The 20,422-nt window shown below is 68.1% G+C and carries 19 protein-coding genes; 13 read left to right on the top strand and 6 right to left on the bottom strand.

The features are described 5' to 3' along the window. Positions 1 to 51 precede the first annotated feature (51 nt). Both ilvN and ABLE91_RS19655 read right to left on the bottom strand, forming a co-directional pair. The gene (gene ilvN / locus ABLE91_RS19660) at positions 52 to 567 is read right to left on the bottom strand and encodes an acetolactate synthase small subunit (RefSeq protein ID WP_348933562.1); all 516 of its coding nucleotides are present in this window, start codon (positions 565 to 567) and stop codon (positions 52 to 54) included. 124 nt (positions 568 to 691) lie between these two features. After that, positions 692 to 2,452, bottom strand: a complete 1,761-nt coding sequence (locus ABLE91_RS19655; protein ID WP_348933560.1) for an acetolactate synthase 3 large subunit — start codon at positions 2,450 to 2,452, stop codon at positions 692 to 694. 401 nt (positions 2,453 to 2,853) lie between these two features. Between ABLE91_RS19655 and ABLE91_RS19650 the strand changes: the two genes are divergently transcribed. The 9 genes from ABLE91_RS19650 to ABLE91_RS19610 all read left to right on the top strand — a co-directional run bounded on the left by ABLE91_RS19650 (position 2,854) and on the right by ABLE91_RS19610 (position 11,145). Then, positions 2,854 to 3,321 carry a hypothetical protein gene (locus ABLE91_RS19650; protein ID WP_348933558.1) on the top strand — a complete coding sequence of 156 codons (468 nt, stop codon included), beginning with the start codon at positions 2,854 to 2,856 and terminating at the stop codon, positions 3,319 to 3,321. 10 nt (positions 3,322 to 3,331) lie between these two features. After that, positions 3,332 to 4,300 (top strand): 4-hydroxybenzoate octaprenyltransferase, encoded by a 969-nt coding sequence (gene ubiA / locus ABLE91_RS19645; RefSeq protein ID WP_348933557.1) that lies wholly within the window; start codon positions 3,332 to 3,334, stop codon positions 4,298 to 4,300. Positions 4,301 to 4,361: 61 nt separating this feature from the next. Then, entirely contained in the window at positions 4,362 to 5,192 is an 831-nt protein-coding gene (locus ABLE91_RS19640; RefSeq protein ID WP_348933555.1) for a 3'(2'),5'-bisphosphate nucleotidase CysQ, read from the top strand. A 31-nt stretch (positions 5,193 to 5,223) separates the two neighbouring features. After that, the gene (locus ABLE91_RS19635; RefSeq protein ID WP_348933553.1) at positions 5,224 to 5,469 is read left to right on the top strand and encodes a DUF4170 domain-containing protein; all 246 of its coding nucleotides are present in this window, start codon (positions 5,224 to 5,226) and stop codon (positions 5,467 to 5,469) included. 133 nt (positions 5,470 to 5,602) lie between these two features. After that, positions 5,603 to 6,319: a lysophospholipid acyltransferase family protein gene (locus ABLE91_RS19630; RefSeq protein WP_348933551.1), complete on the top strand. Its 717-nt coding sequence runs from the start codon at positions 5,603 to 5,605 to the stop codon at positions 6,317 to 6,319. Beyond that, positions 6,316 to 7,611, top strand: a complete 1,296-nt coding sequence (locus ABLE91_RS19625) for a 3-deoxy-D-manno-octulosonic acid transferase (RefSeq protein ID WP_348933549.1) — start codon at positions 6,316 to 6,318, stop codon at positions 7,609 to 7,611. The genes ABLE91_RS19630 and ABLE91_RS19625 overlap by 4 nt, the downstream gene beginning before the upstream one ends. Next, the gene (lpxK, locus tag ABLE91_RS19620; RefSeq protein WP_348933548.1) at positions 7,608 to 8,657 is read left to right on the top strand and encodes a tetraacyldisaccharide 4'-kinase; all 1,050 of its coding nucleotides are present in this window, start codon (positions 7,608 to 7,610) and stop codon (positions 8,655 to 8,657) included. The genes ABLE91_RS19625 and lpxK overlap by 4 nt, the downstream gene beginning before the upstream one ends. A gap of 224 nt (positions 8,658 to 8,881) precedes the next feature. Next, entirely contained in the window at positions 8,882 to 10,018 is a 1,137-nt protein-coding gene (locus ABLE91_RS19615; RefSeq protein WP_348933546.1) for a cache domain-containing protein, read from the top strand. Continuing rightward, positions 10,015 to 11,145, top strand: coding sequence for a ligand-gated ion channel (locus tag ABLE91_RS19610; protein WP_348933544.1), 1,131 nt, complete (start codon positions 10,015 to 10,017; stop codon positions 11,143 to 11,145). The genes ABLE91_RS19615 and ABLE91_RS19610 overlap by 4 nt, the downstream gene beginning before the upstream one ends. Before the next feature lie 107 nt (positions 11,146 to 11,252). Here ABLE91_RS19610 and ABLE91_RS19605 read toward each other — a convergent pair whose 3' ends face one another. Together ABLE91_RS19605 and xseA are read right to left on the bottom strand one after the other, a co-directional pair. Next, on the bottom strand, positions 11,253 to 11,483 hold the full coding sequence (locus tag ABLE91_RS19605; RefSeq protein WP_348933543.1) for a DUF2093 domain-containing protein: 231 nt from the start codon (positions 11,481 to 11,483) through the stop codon (positions 11,253 to 11,255). A 69-nt stretch (positions 11,484 to 11,552) separates the two neighbouring features. Continuing rightward, positions 11,553 to 13,130 carry an exodeoxyribonuclease VII large subunit gene (xseA, locus tag ABLE91_RS19600; RefSeq protein WP_348933541.1) on the bottom strand — a complete coding sequence of 526 codons (1,578 nt, stop codon included), beginning with the start codon at positions 13,128 to 13,130 and terminating at the stop codon, positions 11,553 to 11,555. A gap of 130 nt (positions 13,131 to 13,260) precedes the next feature. On the opposite strand from xseA, the gene purD reads away from it, so the two are divergent. Together purD and ABLE91_RS19590 are read left to right on the top strand one after the other, a co-directional pair. Then, positions 13,261 to 14,517 (top strand): phosphoribosylamine--glycine ligase, encoded by a 1,257-nt coding sequence (purD, locus tag ABLE91_RS19595; RefSeq protein WP_348933539.1) that lies wholly within the window; start codon positions 13,261 to 13,263, stop codon positions 14,515 to 14,517. Positions 14,518 to 14,537: 20 nt separating this feature from the next. Beyond that, the gene (locus ABLE91_RS19590; RefSeq protein WP_348933537.1) at positions 14,538 to 15,431 is read left to right on the top strand and encodes an alpha/beta fold hydrolase; all 894 of its coding nucleotides are present in this window, start codon (positions 14,538 to 14,540) and stop codon (positions 15,429 to 15,431) included. A 172-nt stretch (positions 15,432 to 15,603) separates the two neighbouring features. On the opposite strand, the gene ABLE91_RS19585 is transcribed toward ABLE91_RS19590, so the two are convergent. Next, positions 15,604 to 16,032: a nucleoside deaminase gene (locus ABLE91_RS19585; RefSeq protein WP_348933759.1), complete on the bottom strand. Its 429-nt coding sequence runs from the start codon at positions 16,030 to 16,032 to the stop codon at positions 15,604 to 15,606. Positions 16,033 to 16,105: 73 nt separating this feature from the next. On the opposite strand from ABLE91_RS19585, the gene ABLE91_RS19580 reads away from it, so the two are divergent. After that, positions 16,106 to 18,313: a pseudouridine synthase gene (locus ABLE91_RS19580; RefSeq protein WP_348933535.1), complete on the top strand. Its 2,208-nt coding sequence runs from the start codon at positions 16,106 to 16,108 to the stop codon at positions 18,311 to 18,313. A gap of 3 nt (positions 18,314 to 18,316) precedes the next feature. Further along, positions 18,317 to 18,865 (top strand): 16S rRNA (guanine(966)-N(2))-methyltransferase RsmD, encoded by a 549-nt coding sequence (gene rsmD / locus ABLE91_RS19575; RefSeq protein ID WP_348933533.1) that lies wholly within the window; start codon positions 18,317 to 18,319, stop codon positions 18,863 to 18,865. A 251-nt stretch (positions 18,866 to 19,116) separates the two neighbouring features. On the opposite strand, the gene ABLE91_RS19570 is transcribed toward rsmD, so the two are convergent. Then, on the bottom strand, positions 19,117 to 20,295 hold the full coding sequence (locus tag ABLE91_RS19570) for a pyridoxal phosphate-dependent aminotransferase (RefSeq protein WP_348933531.1): 1,179 nt from the start codon (positions 20,293 to 20,295) through the stop codon (positions 19,117 to 19,119). Positions 20,296 to 20,422 lie beyond the last annotated feature (127 nt).

Here is a 20,422-nt window from a genome sequence, read left to right as displayed (position 1 = left end):
CATCCAATGTATATCCGGCGGTATATCCGCGCCTGTTTGCCGGCGCAAGCCTCACATGGCCTCCGGGCCACGGGAAATGGCGACCACGCCGGTGCGTGAGACCTCCACGAGGCCGAGCGGCGTCATCAACACAGCGAACTGGTCGATCTTGTCGGACTTGCCGGTGATCTCGAACACGAAGCTCTCGGTGGTCGCGTCGATCACCCGGGCGCGGAAGGCCTCGGCAAGGCGCAGCGCCTCGCTGCGGGCATCGCCGGTGCCGCGCACCTTCACCATGGCCAGCTCGCGCTCCACGGAGGTGCCGTCCACGGTGAGGTCGCTCACGCGATGCACGGGCACGAGGCGGTCGAGCTGGTTGCGGATCTGCTCGATCACCATGGGCGTGCCCGTGGTGACGATGGTGATGCGCGAGAGGTGTCCCTCGTGGCTCACCTCGGACACGGTGAGGCTGTCGATATTGTAGCCGCGGCCGGAGAACAGGCCGATGACGCGGGCGAGCACGCCCGGCTCGTTGTCCACCAGGACCGAGAGCGTGTGCCGTTCGATGCGTTCAGGGGGATGGGACATGGGAGGTCTCTGGAAGGGATCAGGAAGATCGTCATGGCCGGGCTTGACCCGGCCATCTCCCTCCGTTGCGGGGAGATCCCCGGGTCGGGCCCGGGGATGACGGCTCAAAAAAGCCTCAGCCGGTTCACACCAGCATCTTGCCTTCGTCGGTGATGGCCTCGTCGAGATCCACCGCCATGTCGCCGAGGATCATCTCGTTATGGGCGCGGCCCGACGGGATCATGGGGAAGCAGTTCTCCTGCTGGTCCACGATGCAGTCGAAGATCACGGGGCGCTTCACGTCGATCATCTCCGCGATCGCCGCGTCGAGGTCGCCCGGCTTCTCGCAGCGCATGCCAACCCCGCCATAGGCCTCCGCCAGCTTCACGAAGTCCGGCAGCGCCTCCGAATAGGAGTGGGAGTAGCGCCCGCCATGGAGCAGCTCCTGCCACTGGCGCACCATGCCCATGTAGCGGTTGTTGAGGATGAAGATCTTCACTGGCAGGTTGAACTGAATGGCCGTGGACATCTCCTGCATGTTCATCAGGATCGAGGCTTCGCCCGCAATATCCACGCACAGCGCGTTGGGATGGGCGATCTGCGCGCCGATGGCGGCGGGCAGGCCGTAGCCCATGGTGCCGAGGCCGCCCGAGGTCATCCAGCGGTTCGGCTCCTCGAAGCGGAAGAACTGGGCCGCCCACATCTGGTGCTGTCCCACCTCGGTGGTGATGTAGACGTCGCGATCCTTCGTCGCCGCATAAAGGCGCTCGATGGCGTATTGCGGCTTGATCACGTCGTTGGACGCCCGGTAGGCGAGGCAGTTGCGGGCGCGCCAGCGGTCGATCTGCCCCCACCACGTGTCCATGGCCTCGCGGTTCAGGGAGAGATCCTGCTCCCGCCACGCCCGGATCATGGCCTCCAGCACCTTCGTGCAGTCGCCGATGATGGGCAGGTCCACCTTCACGTTCTTGTTGATGGAGGACGGGTCGATGTCGATGTGGATCTTCTTCGAGCCCGGCGAGAAGGCGTCGATGCGGCCCGTGATGCGGTCGTCGAAGCGCGCGCCGATGCAGACCATCACGTCGCAGCCGTGCATGGCCATGTTGGCTTCATAGGTGCCGTGCATGCCCAGCATGCCGAGCCATTGCCGGCTCGCCGCCGGGAAGGCGCCGAGGCCCATGAGCGTGGATGTGACGGGGATGCCGGTGAGCCGCGCCAATTCGCGCAGCAGGCGGCTCGCCTCGGGCCCGGAATTGATGACGCCGCCGCCGGTATAGAAGATCGGCCGCTTGGCCGCGGCGATCATCTTCACCGCCGCCTCGATCTTGTCGGCGTCGCCCTTGAGCTTCGGCTTATAGGTCTTGTGCTCGATATTCTCGGGGCCGACATAGAGGCCTGCGGCGAACTGCACATCCTTCGGGATGTCCACCACCACGGGGCCGGGCCGCCCGTTCTGCGCCACATAGAAGGCCTCGTGCAGGACCCGGGCGAGGTCCTTCACGTCGCGCACGAGATAATTGTGCTTGGTGCAGGGACGGGTGATGCCGACCGTGTCGCACTCCTGGAAGGCGTCATTGCCGATGAGGTGGGTCGGCACCTGTCCGGTGATGCAGACGATGGGGATGGAATCCATCAGCGCGTCGGTCAGGCCGGTGACGGCGTTGGTCGCGCCGGGGCCCGAGGTGACGAGCACCACGCCCACCTTGCCAGAGGAGCGAGCATAGCCTTCGGCGGCATGCACCGCCGCCTGCTCGTGCCGCACCAGGATGTGCTCGACGCTGTTCTGGTGGAACAGCGCATCATAGATGGGCAGCACGGCGCCGCCCGGATAACCGAAGAGGTGTTCGACACCCTGGTCGGCGAGCGCCTGCATGACCATTTCGGCGCCGGTCATTTCCTTGCTCATCCCATCTCTCCCTGGCAGCGCCGTCCGCGCCTGCCATCTTTTTCATGTCCGTTTGAGAAAACTTCAGGCCCAGAAACGACGAAGGGGCCCGAAGGGCCCCTCGTCACACGCCACCATCTCCCGCGACCGGCCGATCAGGCCGTTCCGATGGTGGCGCTCCTAAGTACGAGAATGGTAACGATCTTGCGCATGGACCCGCGGGACCTTCCAAAAGTTGCGCGAACCTAATCGCGTACGAAATCTCCGTCAAGGCACCGTCACGCGCTTTTTGCTTTTACGCGACGCTGCCGTGATATTGCCCTATCTTCCGGGTCTCTGTAAGTGAGAATTGAAACCAGGGGACGCTGCGGAAACTCATCATGTCGCTGCATTTTCGAATCCAGCGCGCTTCGGCGACGGCCTTGACCCTTTTGGCCCTCGGATCGGGAACGCTTCTCGGCGTCACCGTCGCCCGCGCGGACTGTCAGACTGATTTCGTCGCCATCCGCGCCGAGATGGACGAGAAGGGCAAGGCGCTCCAGGCCGCCGGCAAGGCCAAGGCCTCGCCGCAGGAGCTGTGCCCCCTCTTCCGCGCCTATACGGCTGCCGAGGGCAAGCTGGCCAAGTACCTTCTCGACAACAAGGACTGGTGCCAGATCCCCGAGCAGGCCATCGCCCAATCGCAAGAGGGCAACAAGAAGACCGCCGCGCTGCGGGACAAGGTCTGCGCGGCGGCGGCCAATGGCGCCGGCCCGGGCGGCCCCGGCAAGCCGCCGCCACAGGGCTCCATGTCCAGCGCCCTCGGCGTCACCACGGGCTACGTGCCCGGGCAGAGTTCCACGGGCGGCGGTGTGTTCGATACCCTGACCGGCAACGCCCTGAAGAACTGAAGGTGGCCTCGTGACCACGTGGCGGAGTGAAGGCGCGGCCGCCCCGGTTGCCGACGCAAGGTCGGGTAATTGGGTCGATCGCCTCGCGCCCGCTCCACTGCGTCCCTATCTGCGTCTCGCCCGCGCGGACCGGCCCATCGGCAGCTGGCTCCTTCTGCTGCCATGCTGGTGGTCGACGGCGCTCGCCGCCGTCGCCGCCGGCCGGCCCTATCCCGATCCGGTCCTGCTGATCCTCTTCGCCATCGGCTCCCTCGCCATGCGCGGCGCGGGCTGCACCTGGAACGACATCCTCGACCGCGATATCGACCGGAAGGTGGAACGCACCCGCAACCGCCCGCTCGCCAGCGGGCAGCTGAGCGTCAAGGCAGCCTTTGCCTTCCTGGCCTTCCAGCTGCTTGTCGGCCTCGCCGTCCTGCTCAGCCTGCCGCGCTTCGCCGTTATCACCGGCGTCGCTTCCATGGGGGTGGTGGCCATCTACCCGCTGATGAAGCGCATCACCTCGGTGCCGCAGGTGGTGTTGGGCATCGCCTTCTCCTGGGGCGCGCTGATGGGCTGGGCGAGCGTGTTCCGCAGCATCGACGATCCGGCGCTCCTGCTGTTTGCCGGCTCGGTCTGCTGGGTGTTCGGCTACGACACCATCTATGCGCACCAGGATCGGGAGGATGACGCGCTGGTGGGCGTCGGCTCCACCGCGCTGCTGTTCGGCGAGAAAAGCCGCCTTCCGCTCGCTTTGTCCTATATCGCCGCCGTCGCGCTGTTTGCCGGCGCCCTTGTCAGCGCGGGAGCCGGCGTGCTTTCCGCCCTCGGCCTGATGGGCTTCGCCTTCTTGCTTTATCGCCAGGTGGTGCGCCTCGACATTCATGACGGCGCGAAATGCCTCGCCTTGTTCAAGTCAAACCGCGATGCGGGCCTCATCTTCTTCGCAGGCCTCTCGGCGGATGCCCTCCTCCAGAATGTGGTGAGCGCCGGGCTCATCTGATCCCGCCCCCGATGATACGCGCCGCTTGCCTCATGGTGCAGCGCCCCCTATTGCCTTGCCCATGACTGCATTTGAACCGCCGACCGCTTCCGGCTTCCCGGCAATGGAGGCTCCGGAACTGTTTGCGCGTCACCTCGCCGATGCGGTGGCGGCGGCGGGCGCGGTGGCGCTCGCCATGTTCCGCTCCGAGATCCGGAGCTGGAACAAGCACAACGACTCCCCCGTCACCGAAGCCGACATCGCCGTGGACCGCTTCCTGAAGGAGCGGCTGGAGGCGCTGGCCCCGGATTATGGTTGGCTCTCCGAGGAGAGCGCCGACAGCCCCGACCGGCTGAGCCGGCGCCGCGTCTGGGTGGTGGACCCCATCGACGGCACCCGCGCCTTCATGGCGGGGGGCGAGGACTGGGCGGTCTCTGCCGCGCTGGTGGAAGATGGCCGCCCCATCGCCGGCGCCCTGTTCGCCCCCGTGACCGATGAATTGTTCGTCGCCGCCAAAGGGCGTGGGGCAACCCGCAACGGCGCCAGGATCGCCGCGTCCGACCGTCCATCGCTGGATGGCGCGACCATTTCCGGCCCCGGCTTCCTGCTGGACCGTGTCGCCCGGACGGCGGCCATCTCCCGCATGCCCCGCGTGCGGTCGCTCGCGCTGCGGCTGACGCGCGTCGCCACCGCCGAGCTGGACCTCGCCCTGGCGTCCGGCAACAGCCATGACTGGGACCTTGCCGCAGCAGACCTTCTGGTGCACGAAGCAGGCGGCGCCCTGACGGGTTACGACGGCACGGTACTGTTATACAATGCCCCCGTTCCCCGTCATGGTCCTTTGGTCTGTGCCGGGCCATATCTCCATGCGCCGATGCTCGACCTCGCCAGAGGCGAGCTCGGCGCATCCTGATCGCCCATCAAACCGCGGATTGCTGGCCACCATGTCCACCTCATCCGAACCCAAGCAACTTCTCCACCTCGTTTTTGGTGGGGAGCTGAAAGAACTCGGCGGCATCGAGTTCAAGGATCTGAACAAGCTCGACATCGTCGGCATCTATCCCGACTATGCCAGCGCCGCAGCGGCCTGGAGGGGCAAGGCGCAGCTCACCGTCGACAATGCCATGATGCGCTATTTCGTGGTCCACATGCACCGCCTGCTGGACCCCGAGACCGGCCACGAGCACTAGATAAGGGCATCGTCCCCATCAATTTACCGGCGCAGCGGCACCCTGCCCTGCGCCGGTCTTATTTCCGAATGATCAGAAGCGCCGACCGCAGGGGGCGGATCAGCGCCAACCACCAGTAGGGTACAGTTTCAGAATGTGGCGTCATGTGCGCACCAACCGGGCCTTTAAACTGGCCGCCGGAAACGCTTTTGCGGGCTATTTCTCGCTGGTCGCGCATACCACGCGCTTCAAGGTGGAGCCGGCGGACATCTATGAGCAGATAGATGCGAACCTGCCGGCCATCATCACCTTCTGGCACGGCCAGCACTTCCTGACGCCCTTCATGATGAAGCCACATCACAAGGCTAAGGTTCTGATTTCCCGCCACGCGGATGCTGAGATCAACGCCATCGCCGCCGAGCGGCTCGGGGTTGGCACCATCCGCGGGTCGGGCGCGACGTCCCCGCAGGATTTCCATCGCAAAGGCGGCGTTTCCGCCACCTACGCGCTCATCGACACGCTGGCTCAGGGCATCAATGTGGCCATGACCGCAGATGTACCGAAAATCTCACGCCGCGCGGGGCTCGGCGTCGTAACGATTGCGCGGCATTCCGGACGGCCTATTCTGCCGGTCGCCATGGCGACCCGTAACCGAATCCTTCTCAAGAGCTGGGACCGTGCCAGCCTGCACCTGCCCTTCGGGGCCGGGGCGGCGGTGGCTGGCGAACCCATCTGGGTGGACAAGGACGTGGACGAAGCCGGCCTCCAGGCCGCGCGCGCGCTGCTCCAGCAACGCCTCGAAACCATCACCGCCCGCGCCGAGGCCCTTCTGGGGCGCGGAGGCGTGGAGACCGGAGGCGCTGGGCGATGAAGGGGCACCGGGTGCCGATGCCGCTGCGGGTCTATGGAGGGGTTACGGCTGCGGCCTCCCTCCTCGCGCCCGCTTGGCTCGGCTATCGCGTGCGCAAGGGCAAGGAAGACCCGCGCCGCCTGGCCGAACGTCGCGGCTTCGCCAGCGCCGCGCGCCCCAAGGGCTCCATGGTCTGGGTGCACGGGGCGAGCGTCGGCGAGGTGCTGTCCGTCCTCCCCCTCATCGACCGGCTCATCGAGCGCGGCTTCAAGGTGCTGCTCACCTCCGGCACGCTCACCTCCGGCCGCATCGCTGCACGGCGCAGCCACCCGTCCCTCATCCACCAGTTCGTGCCGCTCGACGCGCGCCGCTTCGTCACCCGCTTCCTTGACCATTGGCGGCCGGACCTTGCGTTGCTGGCGGAATCCGAGCTGTGGCCGAACCTCATGGGTGAGCTCGGCCGGCGCGGCACGCCGCTGGTGCTGGTGAACGGGCGCCTGTCCTCGCGTTCCAGCGACCGCTGGGCGAAGCTGCCCAAGAGCGCGCGCAAGCTTTTGTCCAATGTGGACCTCTGCCTTGCCCAGAGCCGGGACGACGGCCAGCGCTTCCAGGCGCTCGGCGCGCCGCGGGTGGAAGTGGCGGGCAATCTAAAATTCGATGTGCCCCCGCCCCAGGCCGATCCGGAGGCGCTGGAGCGCCTGGGCCGGGTGGTGCGCGGACGGCCCGTGCTGCTGGCCGCCTCCACCCATCCCGGCGAGGATCAGGTGGTGATCGACGCCCACAGGATGCTGCAGGCCGAATTGCCCGGCCTCATCACCATCATCGCGCCGCGCCACCCGGAGCGGGGCGAGGAGGTGCTGGCGCTGGCCGAGGGCGCGGGCCTTCCCGCTTTGCGCCGCAGCACAGGCGCGCTTCCTACCACGGACACCGAAATCTACGTGGCCGACACCATAGGCGAGCTCGGGGTGTTCTATCGCCTCGCGCCCGTGGTCTATGTGGGCGGCTCGCTGGTGCGCCATGGCGGCCAGACGCCCATCGAGGCCGCGAAGCTGGGCGCCGTGGTGCTGCACGGCCCGCACGTATGGAATTTCGGCGCCCTTTACGCCCGCCTCGACGAGGAGGGCGGCGCGGCCCAGGTGACAGACGCAGACAGCCTCGCAGACCACGTACTTGCGCAATTGGCCGACCGCTCGCTCCACGCCCGCACGGCGGAAGCTGCGCGGCGCACCACGGAGGCGCTGGGCGGGGCGCTCGACCGCACGCTCGCGGCCATCGAACCCTATCTCGTGCAAATCCGGTTGGCCCGCCGATGATGTTCTCCCGCGCGCCCCGCTTCTGGTCCGCGCGGCGCAGCGTGGCGGGGGCGCTTCTTTCGCCCATTGGTACCTTGGTGGGCGGGATTACGCTGCGCCGGATGGGGCAGCCCGGCGTCATCGTGCCGGTGGTGGTGATCTGCATCGGCAATCCCACCGTCGGCGGCTCGGGCAAGACGCCCACCGTCATCGCCGTCCTGAAGCGCCTCATCGAGCGCGAGGCGCGGCCCTTCGCGCTGCTGCGCGGCCATGGCGGAGAGGAGATCGGGCCGCTTGTGGTGGACCCCGCCCTCCACGATGCCGCCACCGTGGGCGATGAAGCGCTGCTTCTGGCCGAAACGGCACCCACCATCGTGTCCCACGACCGCGTCGCCGGCGCCCGGCTCGCCGTGTCGCTCGGGGCGACCCACGTGGTGATGGACGACGGCTTCCAGAATCCCTCCATCGTCAAGAACGCTTCGCTTCTGGTGGTGGACGGGGCGGCCGGCATCGGCAACGGCCTCGTCATCCCCGCAGGCCCCCTGCGCGCGCCGTTCCGCGAGCAGCTCGATTTTGCCGATGCACTGCTGCTGGTGGGGCCAGGCGATGCCGGGGATAAGCTCCCGTTCGGGAAAAAGCCGGTCATGCACGGCAAGCTCGTGCCCGATCCCGACGCTGTCGAGATGCTCGATGGCCGCCGCGTCCTGGCCTTCGCCGGCATCGGGCAGCCGCAGAAATTCTTCAGCCTGTTGGAGGAGATCGGCGCCACGGTGACGGAGAAATACGCTTTCGCGGACCATCACCCCTATAGCGTGGCGGACATCCAGAAGCTGGTGGACCGCGCCTATGAGCTCGATCTGGAGCTCGTGACCACCGACAAGGACAAGGTCCGCCTCTCCGGCGCCGCCTTCGCAGACGTGCGCGACTATATCCGCACCTTGCCGGTGAACATGAACTTCGACATGCCGATCGAGCTGGACATCCTGATCGAGAAGGCGGAAGTCCGGGCCGTGGCCAGCGGGACTTCACCCGAGCCGCTCGCAGAGGAAACACAAGAACAAGCTTAGGGCCGCCGCGGCCAATTAAGATTTGGCCGACCCCCGAAATGGCTTAAATCAGATTCAACACTGAACTTCTATGCCGGCTACCGAGTTCAAGCCGTGTAATATCCTTCTATTCCGGCATGTTCCGAGCCGCTTCTACATAAAGCGAAAGCCTCGCACAAGCTGGTCCGTCCAAGCCTCTTTGTCAGAAGAATGTATCCACACTGATCTGACAAGGAATGGGTCGCATGACGTTTCGACGAAGCGCTCCTGTCACGCTTTGCTTGTCTGTTATTGTTCTGGTCACGGCAATGGCCGCCGTAGCGGCGATGTTATTCACGCGGCTGACCACGGCGGTGGAAGAAAACCAATTTCAGCTGATGCGCGCGATCGTGGAGACCGCGCTCGCCAATGCCAGCAACAAGGCCTTGGCGACTGCCGAGCTGATCGCCAGTCTGCCGCCGACGCAACCGCTGATGGCGGGCGGTGATCGCAAGGCCCTCCTCGCCGAGTTCGCCCCGATGTTCGCGATACAGAAGGCCCGCCACGGCGTCGATCAGGCGCAGTTCCACGTGCCTCCCGCAACCTCGGTTCTGCGGCTGCACGAGCCCTCCGCCTTCGGTGACGACGGCACGGCGTCCAAGCCCATGGTCGTCGCTGCCAACCGCGACAAGGCGCCGATCAAGGGCATCGCCAGCGCGCGCAACGGTCCGGCCATCTTCGGCGTCGCGCCCATCACCGATGCAAATGGCAGGCACCTCGGGAGTTTCGAGGTTGGGATCGCCTTCGGCCCGCTGCTGGCCGACCTGAAGGTGGCCTACGGCATCGACCTCGCACTCTTCGTCGACGGCGAACTGCTGCGCGAGTTCGGCAAGAACATCGCGCCCGAGCGGTTGGGGGAAGATAATCGCGTCGGCCACTATATCCGCCTTGAAACCACCAATGCAGCGACCATGGCGGCATTGGTCGAGCCGTCGGACCTCGCCGTGGTGACCGAGCCCGTCACCTATACCCGCGACGCCGACGGCCTCGTCCAAGGCGTCGTGCTCATTCCCCTGACAAACGCCTTGGGAGCACCACTCGGCGTCATCGCGGCGGCGCGCGATTTCGGCGACTCCCGCGCGGCCTGGGGGCGCTCGATGGTCTGGCTGGCAACGATGGCGCTGGTGGTGATGGTCCTGCTCTGCGGCATCATCCTGATCGTGGTGCGCGGCTTCGTGGTTCGCCCGCTTCAGGTTCTCGGCGAAGGTCTCGTCTCGTTGGCGAATGGCGGGCCGCTCGACCCGATCGAGGGATCGGAGCGGTTTGCGGGGGAGCTTCAGCCCTTCGTGGAGCTCTACGATCGCGTTCGCCTGCGCCGGGCCAGGGCGGGAGCGCCCTCGTGACCACCGCCGCTTGGCCGCGCCCCCTCCCCCCTTCGAGCCTGCGCGCCGCGCTCCTTGCGCTGATGCTTTTTCTCTCTTCAGCCGTAGCCGTGCCGTCTTTGGCGCGCGCGGAACCGGCGGCAGCGCCCGAGATGCCCACCGATCAGGGCTTTCCAATCCTCGTTCATGTCGGCCTCGCCATGACGAAGCTCGACGCCTTCGACGAGAGCGGCGGCACCTTCGATGCCACGGTGAACCTCAGGGTCCGGTGGCAGGATATGCGGCTGGCGATCCCGGGCGCGAAGCCGGGCGAGGCGCCGCTGACATTGCGGCAAGCGGCGGCCGAAGCGCGTCTCGCGACAATGTGGGTTCCCCCGGTGGTGCTGGCCAATCTCAAGGGCGAATCGGAGGTGCTGGCGACAGGTCTGCGGATTTACCCGAATGGATGGGTGGAGCTGATGCGCAGGACGCGCGGCAGTTTCTCGACGCCGTTCACCGTCTCACGCTTTCCCTTCGATCGTCAGGCTCTCACGATCGACATCGCCACGCTCGATGAACCTGCCAACATCCTGGCACTGCGCTTCGATCAGTCCGACATCAACTTCAGCCGGCCGGCAAGGGACCTGGAGCTGTTCGGCTGGACTATCGGCGCCATCGACCTGACGCTGAAGCCCATCGCGGCGTGGTACAATACCGTCAACGATCAGGTCGTCGCCAGCCTGGAGATCGCGCGCCAGCTAGGCGAGGTTGCGGCGGCGATCTTCATCCCCCTATTGGCCTCTCTGCTCATCCCGCTGCTGACCATATGGCTCGAGTCGGTCGAAAAGGGAAAGCTTCAGAGCGATCCCGTCGATCTCCTCAACATCAATATCGGCGGCTTGTTCGCTGTGGTTGCGCTGAACTTCACCATCTATACCGGCTATGTCTTTCTCTCATCGGGCGACAACACGGTCACACGGCTATTCGCCTTGAACTATGCGGTCCTCGGCGTGGCTTTTCTGATCAACATGGTGTTCAGCCGATTCAGGGTCCTGGAAACAGCCTTCGGGCCTTATGTCCAGGAACAGGCCTATTACTTTCTGATGTGGGCCGTGCCGACGCTTGTGGTTATCTTGGCCGCCGCCTTCGTCCTGACCGCGATCGTCTGATGTCGATGGCCCTTACGAGCACGCAGAAACACGGCCGGGACAATCCCGGCCATGACGGTCGGAAGAGCGCGACCCCTCATTCTCCCAACATGTGATCCGCCGGAGACTCACATCTCCCGCTTGCCCTGCTCCTGGAGCACGCGCGCCAACACGGCCTCGGGGCTCGCATAAGCCTCCTGCAAATCCACGCTCCAATAGCGCAGTTCGTCGAGGAGGATGGACTGCCCCGTCACGGCGCAACGCACGAAGCTGCCTGGGCGCAGGATGCGGAATTCGCCATCCAAATAACGCACCTGGGCCTCGCCGCCCGCCTCGGGAAAACGTTCGAATCTGTTCATCTCAGCCGATGCTTCGCTGACTTGCTGCCAGCAAGATAGTGGCTCGGCGCCCGCGGGGAAAGGTCGGGATCATTCCGGAGCGTCGAACAGGCTCGGCTGGGGAGGCGTGGAGGCCGCGCGCCGCGGCGCGGGCTTGCCCCCGCCCGCCACCACGGCCACGCGGCCGTCGGCGAATTCGAGGTCCAGCGCCTGTCCGGCGGAGACGCCGGCGGCGCTGCGCACCGCCTGCCCCGCCTGGTCCCGCACCAGCGCGAAGCCGCGCGCCAGGACACCATGATAGGAGAGCGCTTCGAGAAGCTGCGCCGCCCCCACAAGGCGCCGCGCCCGCTCGCGCAACGTCACCTTCACGCTACGCAGCCCGCGCGCATGGAGGTCCGCCAGCCGCTCGCGGCAGCGCGCGAGATGGACCCGCTGCGCCCGCAGATTGGCCGCCTGCGCCACGCTGAGGCGGATCACCGCCGCGCCGAGCCGCTCCTTGCGGCGCTCCAGTAGCCGGCCTGTGGATTGGGTGAGGCTGCGGCCGAGCTGGCGGGTGCGGTCCATGCCGCGCTCCAGCCGCCCGCGCAGGATGGCGGGCGACATGCGCCCGCGCACCTGATGGAGGCGGATGCGGTGGGCGCTGGCATTGGCGCGGAGCGCGCGCGGCAGGCGGCCGGACGCCGCATCCAGCCTCTGGCGCGGCACCGCCAGCAGCGCGTCCGCCGCCGGCAACAGGCGGGAGAGCGCCCGCAAATCCCCGCGCCGCCGCTCCAAAAGGCGCGCGGGCGCAGCCGCAAGGCGCCCATGCAGGGTGCGCACGCCGGCCAGCAGCTCGGCCCGCACGGGCACCGCCATTTCGGCCGCGGCGGTGGGCGTGGGCGCGCGCACATCGGCGGCGAAATCGATGAGGGTCACGTCGGTCTCATGGCCCACCGCCGAGATGAGCGGGATGGTGCTCTCGGCCGCCGCGCGCACCACCGCCTCGTCGGAGAAGCCCAGCAGGTCTTCCAGCGAGCCGCCGCCGCGCGCCACGATGATGAGGTCCGGCCGGGGGATCGGCCCGCCGACCTCCAGGGCATTGAACCCCCTGATAGCGGCGGCCACCTCGGCCGCGCTGGTCTCGCCCTGCACCCGCACCGGCCACACCACCACGCGCCGGGGGAAACGGTCGGACAGGCGGTGGAGGATGTCGCGGATCACCGCCCCCGTGGGCGAGGTGACGATGCCGATGACCGAAGGCAGGAAGGGCAGCGGCACCTTGCGCGCGGGGTCGAACAGCCCTTCCGCCTGGAGGCGCCGCTTCCGCTCCTCCAGCATGGCCATGATGGCGCCGGCCCCGGCGAATTCCAGCGCCTCGATGACGATCTGGTAGCCGGATTTTCCGGGATAGGTGGTGAGCTTGCCGATGGCCACCACCTCCAGCCCTTCCTCGGGCCGCACCTTCAGCCGCGCAAAGGTGCCCTTCCAGCACACCGCGTCCAGCCGGGCGCCCTCGTCCTTCAGGCTGAAATAAGCGTGGCCGGAGGAATGTGGCCCGCGATATCCGGAGATCTCCCCGCGCACGCGCACATGGCCATAGGCGTCCTCCACCGTGCGGCGCAGCGCGCCGGACAGCTCGGAAACGGTCCATTCAGGCGTGTTGGGACGGGATTCGCTTACGGCAGCCATCGACTCGGATTCGCATCTGAGGAAAGAGGCAAGAGCATAGCCGGGTTCCCCCCCATGCGGCGAGCGCAATGCCGGACCCCTTGTTTGTGCCGACGCGAGCCGATAGCGGTTTTACGCGGGAGGAATGCGTATGAATGTGCTGCTGCTCGGCTCAGGTGGCCGTGAACATGCTCTTGCCTGGAAGCTCGCACAGAGCCCGGCCATGACCCAGTTTTACGCGCTCCCCGGTAATCCCGGCATTGCGGAGCATGCGGAGGTGGTGGAGGGCGTTCCCCTCTCCGCCCACCAGACGCTCGTCGCCTGGTGCCGCGAGAATGCCATCGACCTTGTGGTGGTCGGCCCCGAGGCCCCGCTGGTGGCGGGGCTGGTGGACCGGCTCGCCGAGGCCGGCATCCCCGCCTTCGGCCCCACCGCCGCCGCCGCGCGGCTGGAAGGCTCGAAGCTCTTCACCAAGGAATTGTGCCGCGAGAACGGCATCCCCACCGCCGCCTTCGCCCGCTTCACCACGCCGGAAAGCGCCTGGGCCTATGTGCATGCGGAAGGCGCGCCCATCGTCGTGAAGGCGGATGGGCTGATGGCCGGCAAGGGCGTGGTGGTGGCGCTCACCGTCGAGGAGGCCATCGCCGCCATCGACCAGGTGTTCGCCGCCGGCGGCCAGGAAGTGCTGATCGAGGAATTCATGGAAGGCGAGGAGGCGAGCCTCTTCTGCCTCGTGGACGGCGAGACCGTCCTCCCCTTCGGCAGCGCGCAGGACCATAAGCGCGCCTTCGACGGCGACCTCGGGCCCAATACCGGCGGCATGGGCGCCTATTCCCCCGCCCCGGTCCTGACCCCGGAACTGGAAGCGCGGGCGATCCGCGAGATCGTCGTGCCCACCGCCAAGGCCATGGTCGCTTTGGGCGCGCCGTTCCGCGGCGTGCTCTATGCCGGGCTCATGCTCACCGCATCCGGGCCGAAGCTCATCGAATACAATTGCCGCTTCGGCGATCCCGAATGCCAGGTGCTGATGCCCCGGCTGGAAAGCGACCTGCTTCCGCTGCTCGACGCGGCGGCCCACGGAAAGCTTGCGGAAGCGAGCGTCTCCTGGTCGCCCAAATCGGCGCTCACCGTGGTCTATGCCAGCCGGGGCTATCCCGGCGCGCACCAGACCGGCTCGGAAATCTCCGGCCTGGAAGACGCGGCCCGCACCGAGGGCGTGCTGGTGTTCCTCGCCGGCACGAAGCGCTCCGGCGCGAAGCTGGTGTCCAATGGCGGGCGCGTGCTGAATGTCACGGGCACCGGAGCCGATCTGAAGGCGGCCCGTGACCGGGCCTACGAGGCGGCTGAAAAGATTCAGTGGCCGGAAGGCTTCTACCGCAACGACATAGGCTGGCGCGCGCTCAAATAGACGCCAGCGGGAGGAACGCCATGGCCGAACTCGCAGAGCTCTATCCGGGCTTCGAGGCACACAATATCGACACGCCTGCCGGCCGCATCTTCGTGCGCACCGGCGGCGAGGGCCGGCCCCTCCTCCTGGTGCACGGCTTCCCCCAGACCGGCGTCATGTGGCACCGGGTGGCACCGGCACTGGCGAAAACCCACCGCGTCATCATCCCTGATCTGCCGGGCTATGGCTGGAGCGCCGCGCCCGAGCCGGGCAAGGACCACGCGCCTTATTCCAAGCGCGCCATGGGCGAGGCGCTGGTGGCCATGATGGAGCATCTGGGCCACGCCCATTTCGCCATCGTCGGCCACGACCGGGGCGCGCGGGCGAGCTATCGCCTCGCGCTGGACAATGTGGGCCGGGTGGACCGCCTCGCTCTGCTGGACATCGCCCCCACCGTCTCCACGTGGCATGCCATCGACCGGTCGCGGGCGCTGAAATCCTATCACTGGTCCTTCCTCGCCCAGCCCCATCCCTTCCCCGAAACCATGATCGGCAAGGACCCGCTTTATTTCCTGGACTGGACGCTGGCGAGCTGGAGCGGGCCGAAGAATCTCTCGGTGTTCGATCCGCGTGCCATCGCCCATTACCGCGCCGCCTTCTCCTCGCCGGACCATATCCGCGCCGCCTGCGAGGATTATCGGGCCGGTGCCACCATCGATCTCGCCCATGACGAGGCGGACCTCGCCGCCGGCCGGGTCATGGAGTGCCCGGTCCTGGTGCTGTGGGGCGACCATGGCTCGGTGAGCACGGGACCGCTCGAATCCTGGCGGCCCTTCGCGCCGAGGCTCCAGGGCGCGCCGATCCACAGCGGGCATTATATGTGCGAGGAAGCGCCCGAAGCGGTGCTGGCGGCGCTGAAGGGGTTTTTGGGCTGAGGTTCCCCTCCCCGGGAGGGACCGTTGCTTCATTCCCCCTCCCGCTTGCGGGGGAGGGTTAGGGAAAGGGAAAGGGCGCTGGCCGCTGATCCGGATGGGTCGCTCTGCTTGAGGTGCCCCCTCCCCAGCCCTCCCCCGCAAGCGGGAGAGGGAGCCTGACGGTCCAAGAACCCTACCTTCTGTCCCTGAAGAAGGTGCGCAGCACCTCCGCCGCCTGCCGCTCGGCGATGCCGCCATAGACTTCCGGCACGTGGTGGCAGGTGGGCTGGGAATAGAAGCGCGGCCCGCTCTCCACCGCCCCGCCCTTGGGGTCCGGCGCGCCATAATAGAGCCGCCGCACGCGGGCGAAGGAGACGGCGGCCGCGCACATGGCGCAGGGCTCCAGCGTCACATAGAGATCGCAGTTGAGCAGCCGCTCGGCGCCGAGCATGGTCGAGCCGGCGCGCACCACCAGCATCTCGGCATGGGCGGTGGGGTCGGTCAGCTCCCGGGTGCGGTTGCCGTCGCGGGCGATCACGGTGGAGCCGCGCACCAGCACGGCGCCCACCGGCACCTCGCCGCGCTCCGCGGCTGCGCGGGCCTCGGCCAGCGCCATCTGCATGAAAGTCTCGCTCACGTGCTTTACGCGTCCTCGCCACCTCGCCCCAAGGCAAGGTTCGTGCTATCCGCCATGCATGCCCAGTAAACTGCCGCCCCGCAAGGACAAGAACCGCGTTCCGCGCATCAAACGCGCGATCGCCCCCGCCTCGACAGCCACCGAGAAGACGGATGCCGAGCGCATCGCCAAGGTCATCGCCCGCGCCGGCCTCGGCTCGCGCCGCGAGATCGAGGAGTGGATCGCCGCCGGCCGCGTGGCCGTGAACGGTGTCATTCTCGAAAGCCCCGCCTTCACCGTGACGCCGGAAGACACCATCCAGGTGGACGGCGAGCCGTTGCCCGAGAAGGAGCGCACGCGCCTCTTCCTTTATCACAAGCCCAAGGGCGTGGTGACCACCAACCGCGACCCGGAAGGGCGCACGACCCTGTTCGAGATCCTCCCCAAGGGCCTGCCGCGCCTCGTTTCCATCGGGCGGCTCGACCTCAATTCCGAAGGCCTGCTGCTGCTTACCAATGATGGCGGCCTCGCCCGTGCGCTGGAACTGCCGGAGACCGGCTGGCTACGCCGCTACCGCGTGCGCGCCAAGGGCGAGATCGACCAGGCGAGGCTGGACGGGCTTTTGCGCGGCATCACCGTCGAAGGCATCGAGTACGGCCCCATCGAGGCGACGCTGGATCGCGTGCAGGGGGCGAACGTCTGGATCACGGTGGCGCTGCGCGAGGGCAAGAACCGCGAAGTGCGCAACGTGCTCGCCGCCCTCGGCATGGCCGTGAACCGGCTGATCCGCGTCTCCTATGGCCCGTTCCAGCTTGGAGAGATCGAGGAGAACGGCATCGAGGAGGTGCGCACGCGCATCCTGCGCGACCAGATCGGTGCCGACATCGTCGCCGCCTCCGGCGCCGATTTTGACGGTCCGCTGATCGAGCGCACGTTGGAAGAAGCACCCCGCCGCCTTGTGCGCCCGGCGGACGAGGACGACGCGCCGCGCCGTCCCGCCCGAGGTCCCCGCCGCGCGGAGCGCGAGCCGGAAGGCCGCGCCCGCGCCCGCCATCCCCACGGCGCGGAGGAAGACACCAGCGACTTCCGCGTCCGTAGCCGGCGCGCCGACCCCGAGCGCGCGGTGGAGAGCCGCGGCACGGTGGCCGACCGCAAGGGCCGCGAGATCAAGGTGGAGCGCGTGGTCGCGCCCCGCGAAGAGGAGCGGCCTCAGCGCCGGTCAGGCCCCGGTCGGGATCGGCCGCAAGGCGGTCGCTTCGAGCGCGATGATGAGCGCCCGCGCCGTTCCGGCCCGCCCGGAAAGCGCCCCGCCGGTCCCCGCCGCCCTGATTCCAGCTTCGAGGAGCGCCCCCGTGGCCGCCGGCCCGCCGGCGCCGAAGGCCGGAGCTTCGAGCGGGACGATGCGCGCCGCGATGACAGCCGTCCCCCGCCCCGCCGCCCGCGCCCGCAAGGCGAAGGCCGTGAGGATTTCCGCCGAGGGGACGAGCGTGGCAAAGGGCGCGAGGATGCCCGCCCCCGCCGCAGGGAAGAAGGTCCAGGCGGCTCGCGCGAAGGTTTCCGGCCGCGCCCGCGCGCGGAAGGTCCTGGCGCCCGCGAGGAGCGCCCGCGTCGCCGGGAGGAAGGTTCAGGCGGACGCGAAGAGCGTCCCCGCCGCCGCGAGGAAGGCCCCGGCGGCTCGCGCGAGGGCTTCCGGCCGCGCTCGCGCGCGGAGGGTCCCGGCGCCCGCGAGGAGCGCCCGCGTCGCCGGGAGGAAGGTCCAGGTGGACGCGAAGAGCGTCCCCGCCGCCGCGAGGAAGGCCTAGGTGGCTCGCGCGAAGGTTTCCGGCCGCGCCCGCGCGCGGAGGGGCCTGGTGCCCGCGAGGAGCGCCCGCGTCACCGAGAAGAAGGTCCAGGAGGGCGCGAAGAGCGTCCGCGTCGGCGTGAAGTGGCCTCCGAGGCTCCCCGCGAGGACTTCCGGCCCTGGCGTGAGGAGCGTCCCGAAGGCCAGCGGGAAGAGCGTCGGGAACGTTCCGGACCGCCCTCGCGCGGTGCCGGCCCCAAGGCGCGGCCTGCCGGCGGAAAGCCGCGCGGGGAACGGCGCGGCGAGAATGTCGGCTTCATCGATCGCGAGCCCCGTGGCGATGGTCCGCCGCGTGAACGCAGCGGCCCCAAGGGCCCGCCGAAAGGCGGTCCAAGGAGCGGCGCCCCCCGGGGTGGTGCAAAAGGCGCAGGGCCCAAGGCTGGCGGACCGAAGCGGTCCGGCCCGCCGCGTGGCGGCAAGCCCGCCGGTCCGCGCAAGCGCACCTGAACCATGCGCGTCGTCGGCGGTAGCTTGAGGGGGCGGGCGCTGAAAGCCCCCTCCTCCCAGGCGACCCGCCCCACCTCCGACCGGCTGCGGGAAGCCCTCTTCAACGTGCTGGCCCATGCCTATGGCGACGCCGCCGACGGTGCGCGGGTGCTGGACCTGTTCGCCGGCACGGGCGCGCTCGGCATCGAGGCCATCTCGCGCGGCGCGGCCTTCGCTCTGTTCGTGGAGGAGGCGGTGGAGGCCCGCGCGCTGATCCGCGAGAATGTGGAGGCGCTGGGACTCACCGGCACCACCCGCATCTTCCGGCGCGACGCCACGAAGCTCGGCGACTGCCCGCCGGGGGACGCCTATTCCCTCATCTTCTGCGACCCGCCTTATGGCAAAAGCCTCGCCGAGGCGGCGCTGCTTTCGGCCCGCCAGGGGGGATGGCTCGCGCCGGACGCGCTGGTGGTGGTGGAGGAGAAGGCCGGCGCCTTCGTAGTGCCGGACGGGTTCGAGGTGCTGGAACAGCGCCGCTATGACGAGACGGAGCTGACGTTTTTGGGGGTGTGAGGTCTTCCCTCCCCGCGCACCTGTTTGTCCTGGGGGCATGGAACGCCGAAGGCGTGGAATGCAACCCGGGACCCAGCGCAAGAATCCGCCGAAGGCGCTTCAATGAGCCTTCGCTGCTACGCAGCGGAGGCGTGAGGGCGCTGGTCGCGGGGTGACGGCTTCGCCGGAGTCCTGCGCTGGGTCCCGCATCTGCGCTCAAGCTTCGCTTTCGCTTGTGCAGGACAAGGGCGCACTTATGGGAAGCTGCTTCCCTACTCCGCCTTCAGGAACACCCCGATCCGCTCCACCGCCGCGCGCATATCCTCTGCCGAGCCGGCATAAGAGAAGCGCAGAAACTGCTTTCCTCGGAACGGGTCGAAATCGATCCCCGGCGTCGCCGCCACATGGGCGGCATCGAGCAGGCGCGAGGCGAAGGCGGCGGAATCGCCCGTGAAGCGGGAGACGTCGGCATAGAGATAGAAGGCGCCATCCACGGGCAGGAAGCGGTCGAGCCCCACCTTGGGCAGGCCTTCCACCAGGATGCGGCGGTTCTCCTCATAGCCGTGCTTGATGGCCTCCATCTCCTCGCGCCCGTCGAAGGCCGCCTCGGCGGCGATCTGGGAGAGGGTGGGCACGGAGATGGAGAGATTCTGCTGAAGGCGCTCCATGGTGCGGGCGAGGTCCGGCGGCACCACCATCCAGCCGACCCGCCAGCCGGTCATGCAGAAATATTTCGAGAAGGAATTGATCACCACCACGTCGTCGGCGATCTCGGCCGCGCTCACCGCCGGGAACGCATAATCGAGGCCATGATAGATCTCGTCCGAGATGAAGCGCAGGCCGAGGTCGCGGGCGCAGGCATGCAGCGCCACCAGAGCCGGGCGGTCCATCATGGTGCCGGTGGGATTGGCCGGGCTCGCCACGAGCACGCCGGCCAGCGGCTTCTCCCGGTGGGCGGCGATCAGCCTCTCCGGCGTCAGTGCGAAACGGTCCTCGGCGCGGGTCTCGATCAGCACCGGCTCGCAGCCGAGCGCGGAGAGCACGTGCCGATAGGGCGGATAGCCCGGCGCGGCGATGGCCACCCGGTCTCCCGCCTCGAACAGAGCGAGGAAGGCCAGGATGAAGCCGGCGGAGGAGCCGCTGGTCACCACCACGCGCTCCGGGTCGAGCGCCAGCCCATGCGCCTCCCCGTAATGCCGCGCGATGCGCGCGCGCAGCGAGGGAATGCCCAGCGCCGCCGTATAGCCCAGTTGCCCGCGCTCCAGCGCGGCGGCGGCGGCGCGGCGCGCGCACAGCGGCGCGGGCGCGGCCGGCTGGCCGACTTCCATATGGATCACATGCGCGCCAGCGCGCTCCAGCCGCGCGGCATGCTCCATCACGTCCATGACGATGAAGGGCGCCACCGCGCTGCGGCCGGAAGCAAGGCTGCGGATGTGGGGGGAGAGGTTCATGGCGTTCAATCCTGCCGGCGTCGCCGTGCTGCCGCCGCATTCGCGCTGTGGGTAGGCCCTTCGCCCTAACGTGAATGCGGGGCGCATTGACCCGTGGGGCCGGCCTGTGTTCCTTCGTCTCGTACCC

This window comes from Aquabacter albus (assembly GCF_040049275.1).
In the GTDB taxonomy this organism is placed as follows: domain Bacteria; phylum Pseudomonadota; class Alphaproteobacteria; order Rhizobiales; family Xanthobacteraceae; genus Aquabacter.
Note: the sequence above shows the minus strand (reverse complement) of the source record. Positions and strands in the feature narration are given on the sequence as shown.

Coding starts and splice junctions, on each gene's coding strand:
- ABLE91_RS19630 (WP_348933551.1), top strand. CDS start 5,603: ATGTGGCGTCATGTGCGCACCAACCGGGCCTTTAAACTGGCCGCCGGA.
- ABLE91_RS19570 (WP_348933531.1), bottom strand. CDS start 20,295: ATGAACCTCTCCCCCCACATCCGCAGCCTTGCTTCCGGCCGCAGCGCG.
- ABLE91_RS19655 (WP_348933560.1), bottom strand. CDS start 2,452: ATGAGCAAGGAAATGACCGGCGCCGAAATGGTCATGCAGGCGCTCGCC.
- xseA (WP_348933541.1), bottom strand. CDS start 13,130: ATGGCTGCCGTAAGCGAATCCCGTCCCAACACGCCTGAATGGACCGTT.
- ABLE91_RS19580 (WP_348933535.1), top strand. CDS start 16,106: ATGCCCAGTAAACTGCCGCCCCGCAAGGACAAGAACCGCGTTCCGCGC.
- ABLE91_RS19640 (WP_348933555.1), top strand. CDS start 4,362: ATGACTGCATTTGAACCGCCGACCGCTTCCGGCTTCCCGGCAATGGAG.
- lpxK (WP_348933548.1), top strand. CDS start 7,608: ATGATGTTCTCCCGCGCGCCCCGCTTCTGGTCCGCGCGGCGCAGCGTG.
- ABLE91_RS19605 (WP_348933543.1), bottom strand. CDS start 11,483: ATGAACAGATTCGAACGTTTTCCCGAGGCGGGCGGCGAGGCCCAGGTG.
- ABLE91_RS19615 (WP_348933546.1), top strand. CDS start 8,882: ATGACGTTTCGACGAAGCGCTCCTGTCACGCTTTGCTTGTCTGTTATT.
- ABLE91_RS19625 (WP_348933549.1), top strand. CDS start 6,316: ATGAAGGGGCACCGGGTGCCGATGCCGCTGCGGGTCTATGGAGGGGTT.
- ABLE91_RS19635 (WP_348933553.1), top strand. CDS start 5,224: ATGTCCACCTCATCCGAACCCAAGCAACTTCTCCACCTCGTTTTTGGT.
- rsmD (WP_348933533.1), top strand. CDS start 18,317: ATGCGCGTCGTCGGCGGTAGCTTGAGGGGGCGGGCGCTGAAAGCCCCC.
- ilvN (WP_348933562.1), bottom strand. CDS start 567: ATGTCCCATCCCCCTGAACGCATCGAACGGCACACGCTCTCGGTCCTG.
- ABLE91_RS19585 (WP_348933759.1), bottom strand. CDS start 16,032: ATGCAGATGGCGCTGGCCGAGGCCCGCGCAGCCGCGGAGCGCGGCGAG.
- purD (WP_348933539.1), top strand. CDS start 13,261: ATGAATGTGCTGCTGCTCGGCTCAGGTGGCCGTGAACATGCTCTTGCC.
- ABLE91_RS19590 (WP_348933537.1), top strand. CDS start 14,538: ATGGCCGAACTCGCAGAGCTCTATCCGGGCTTCGAGGCACACAATATC.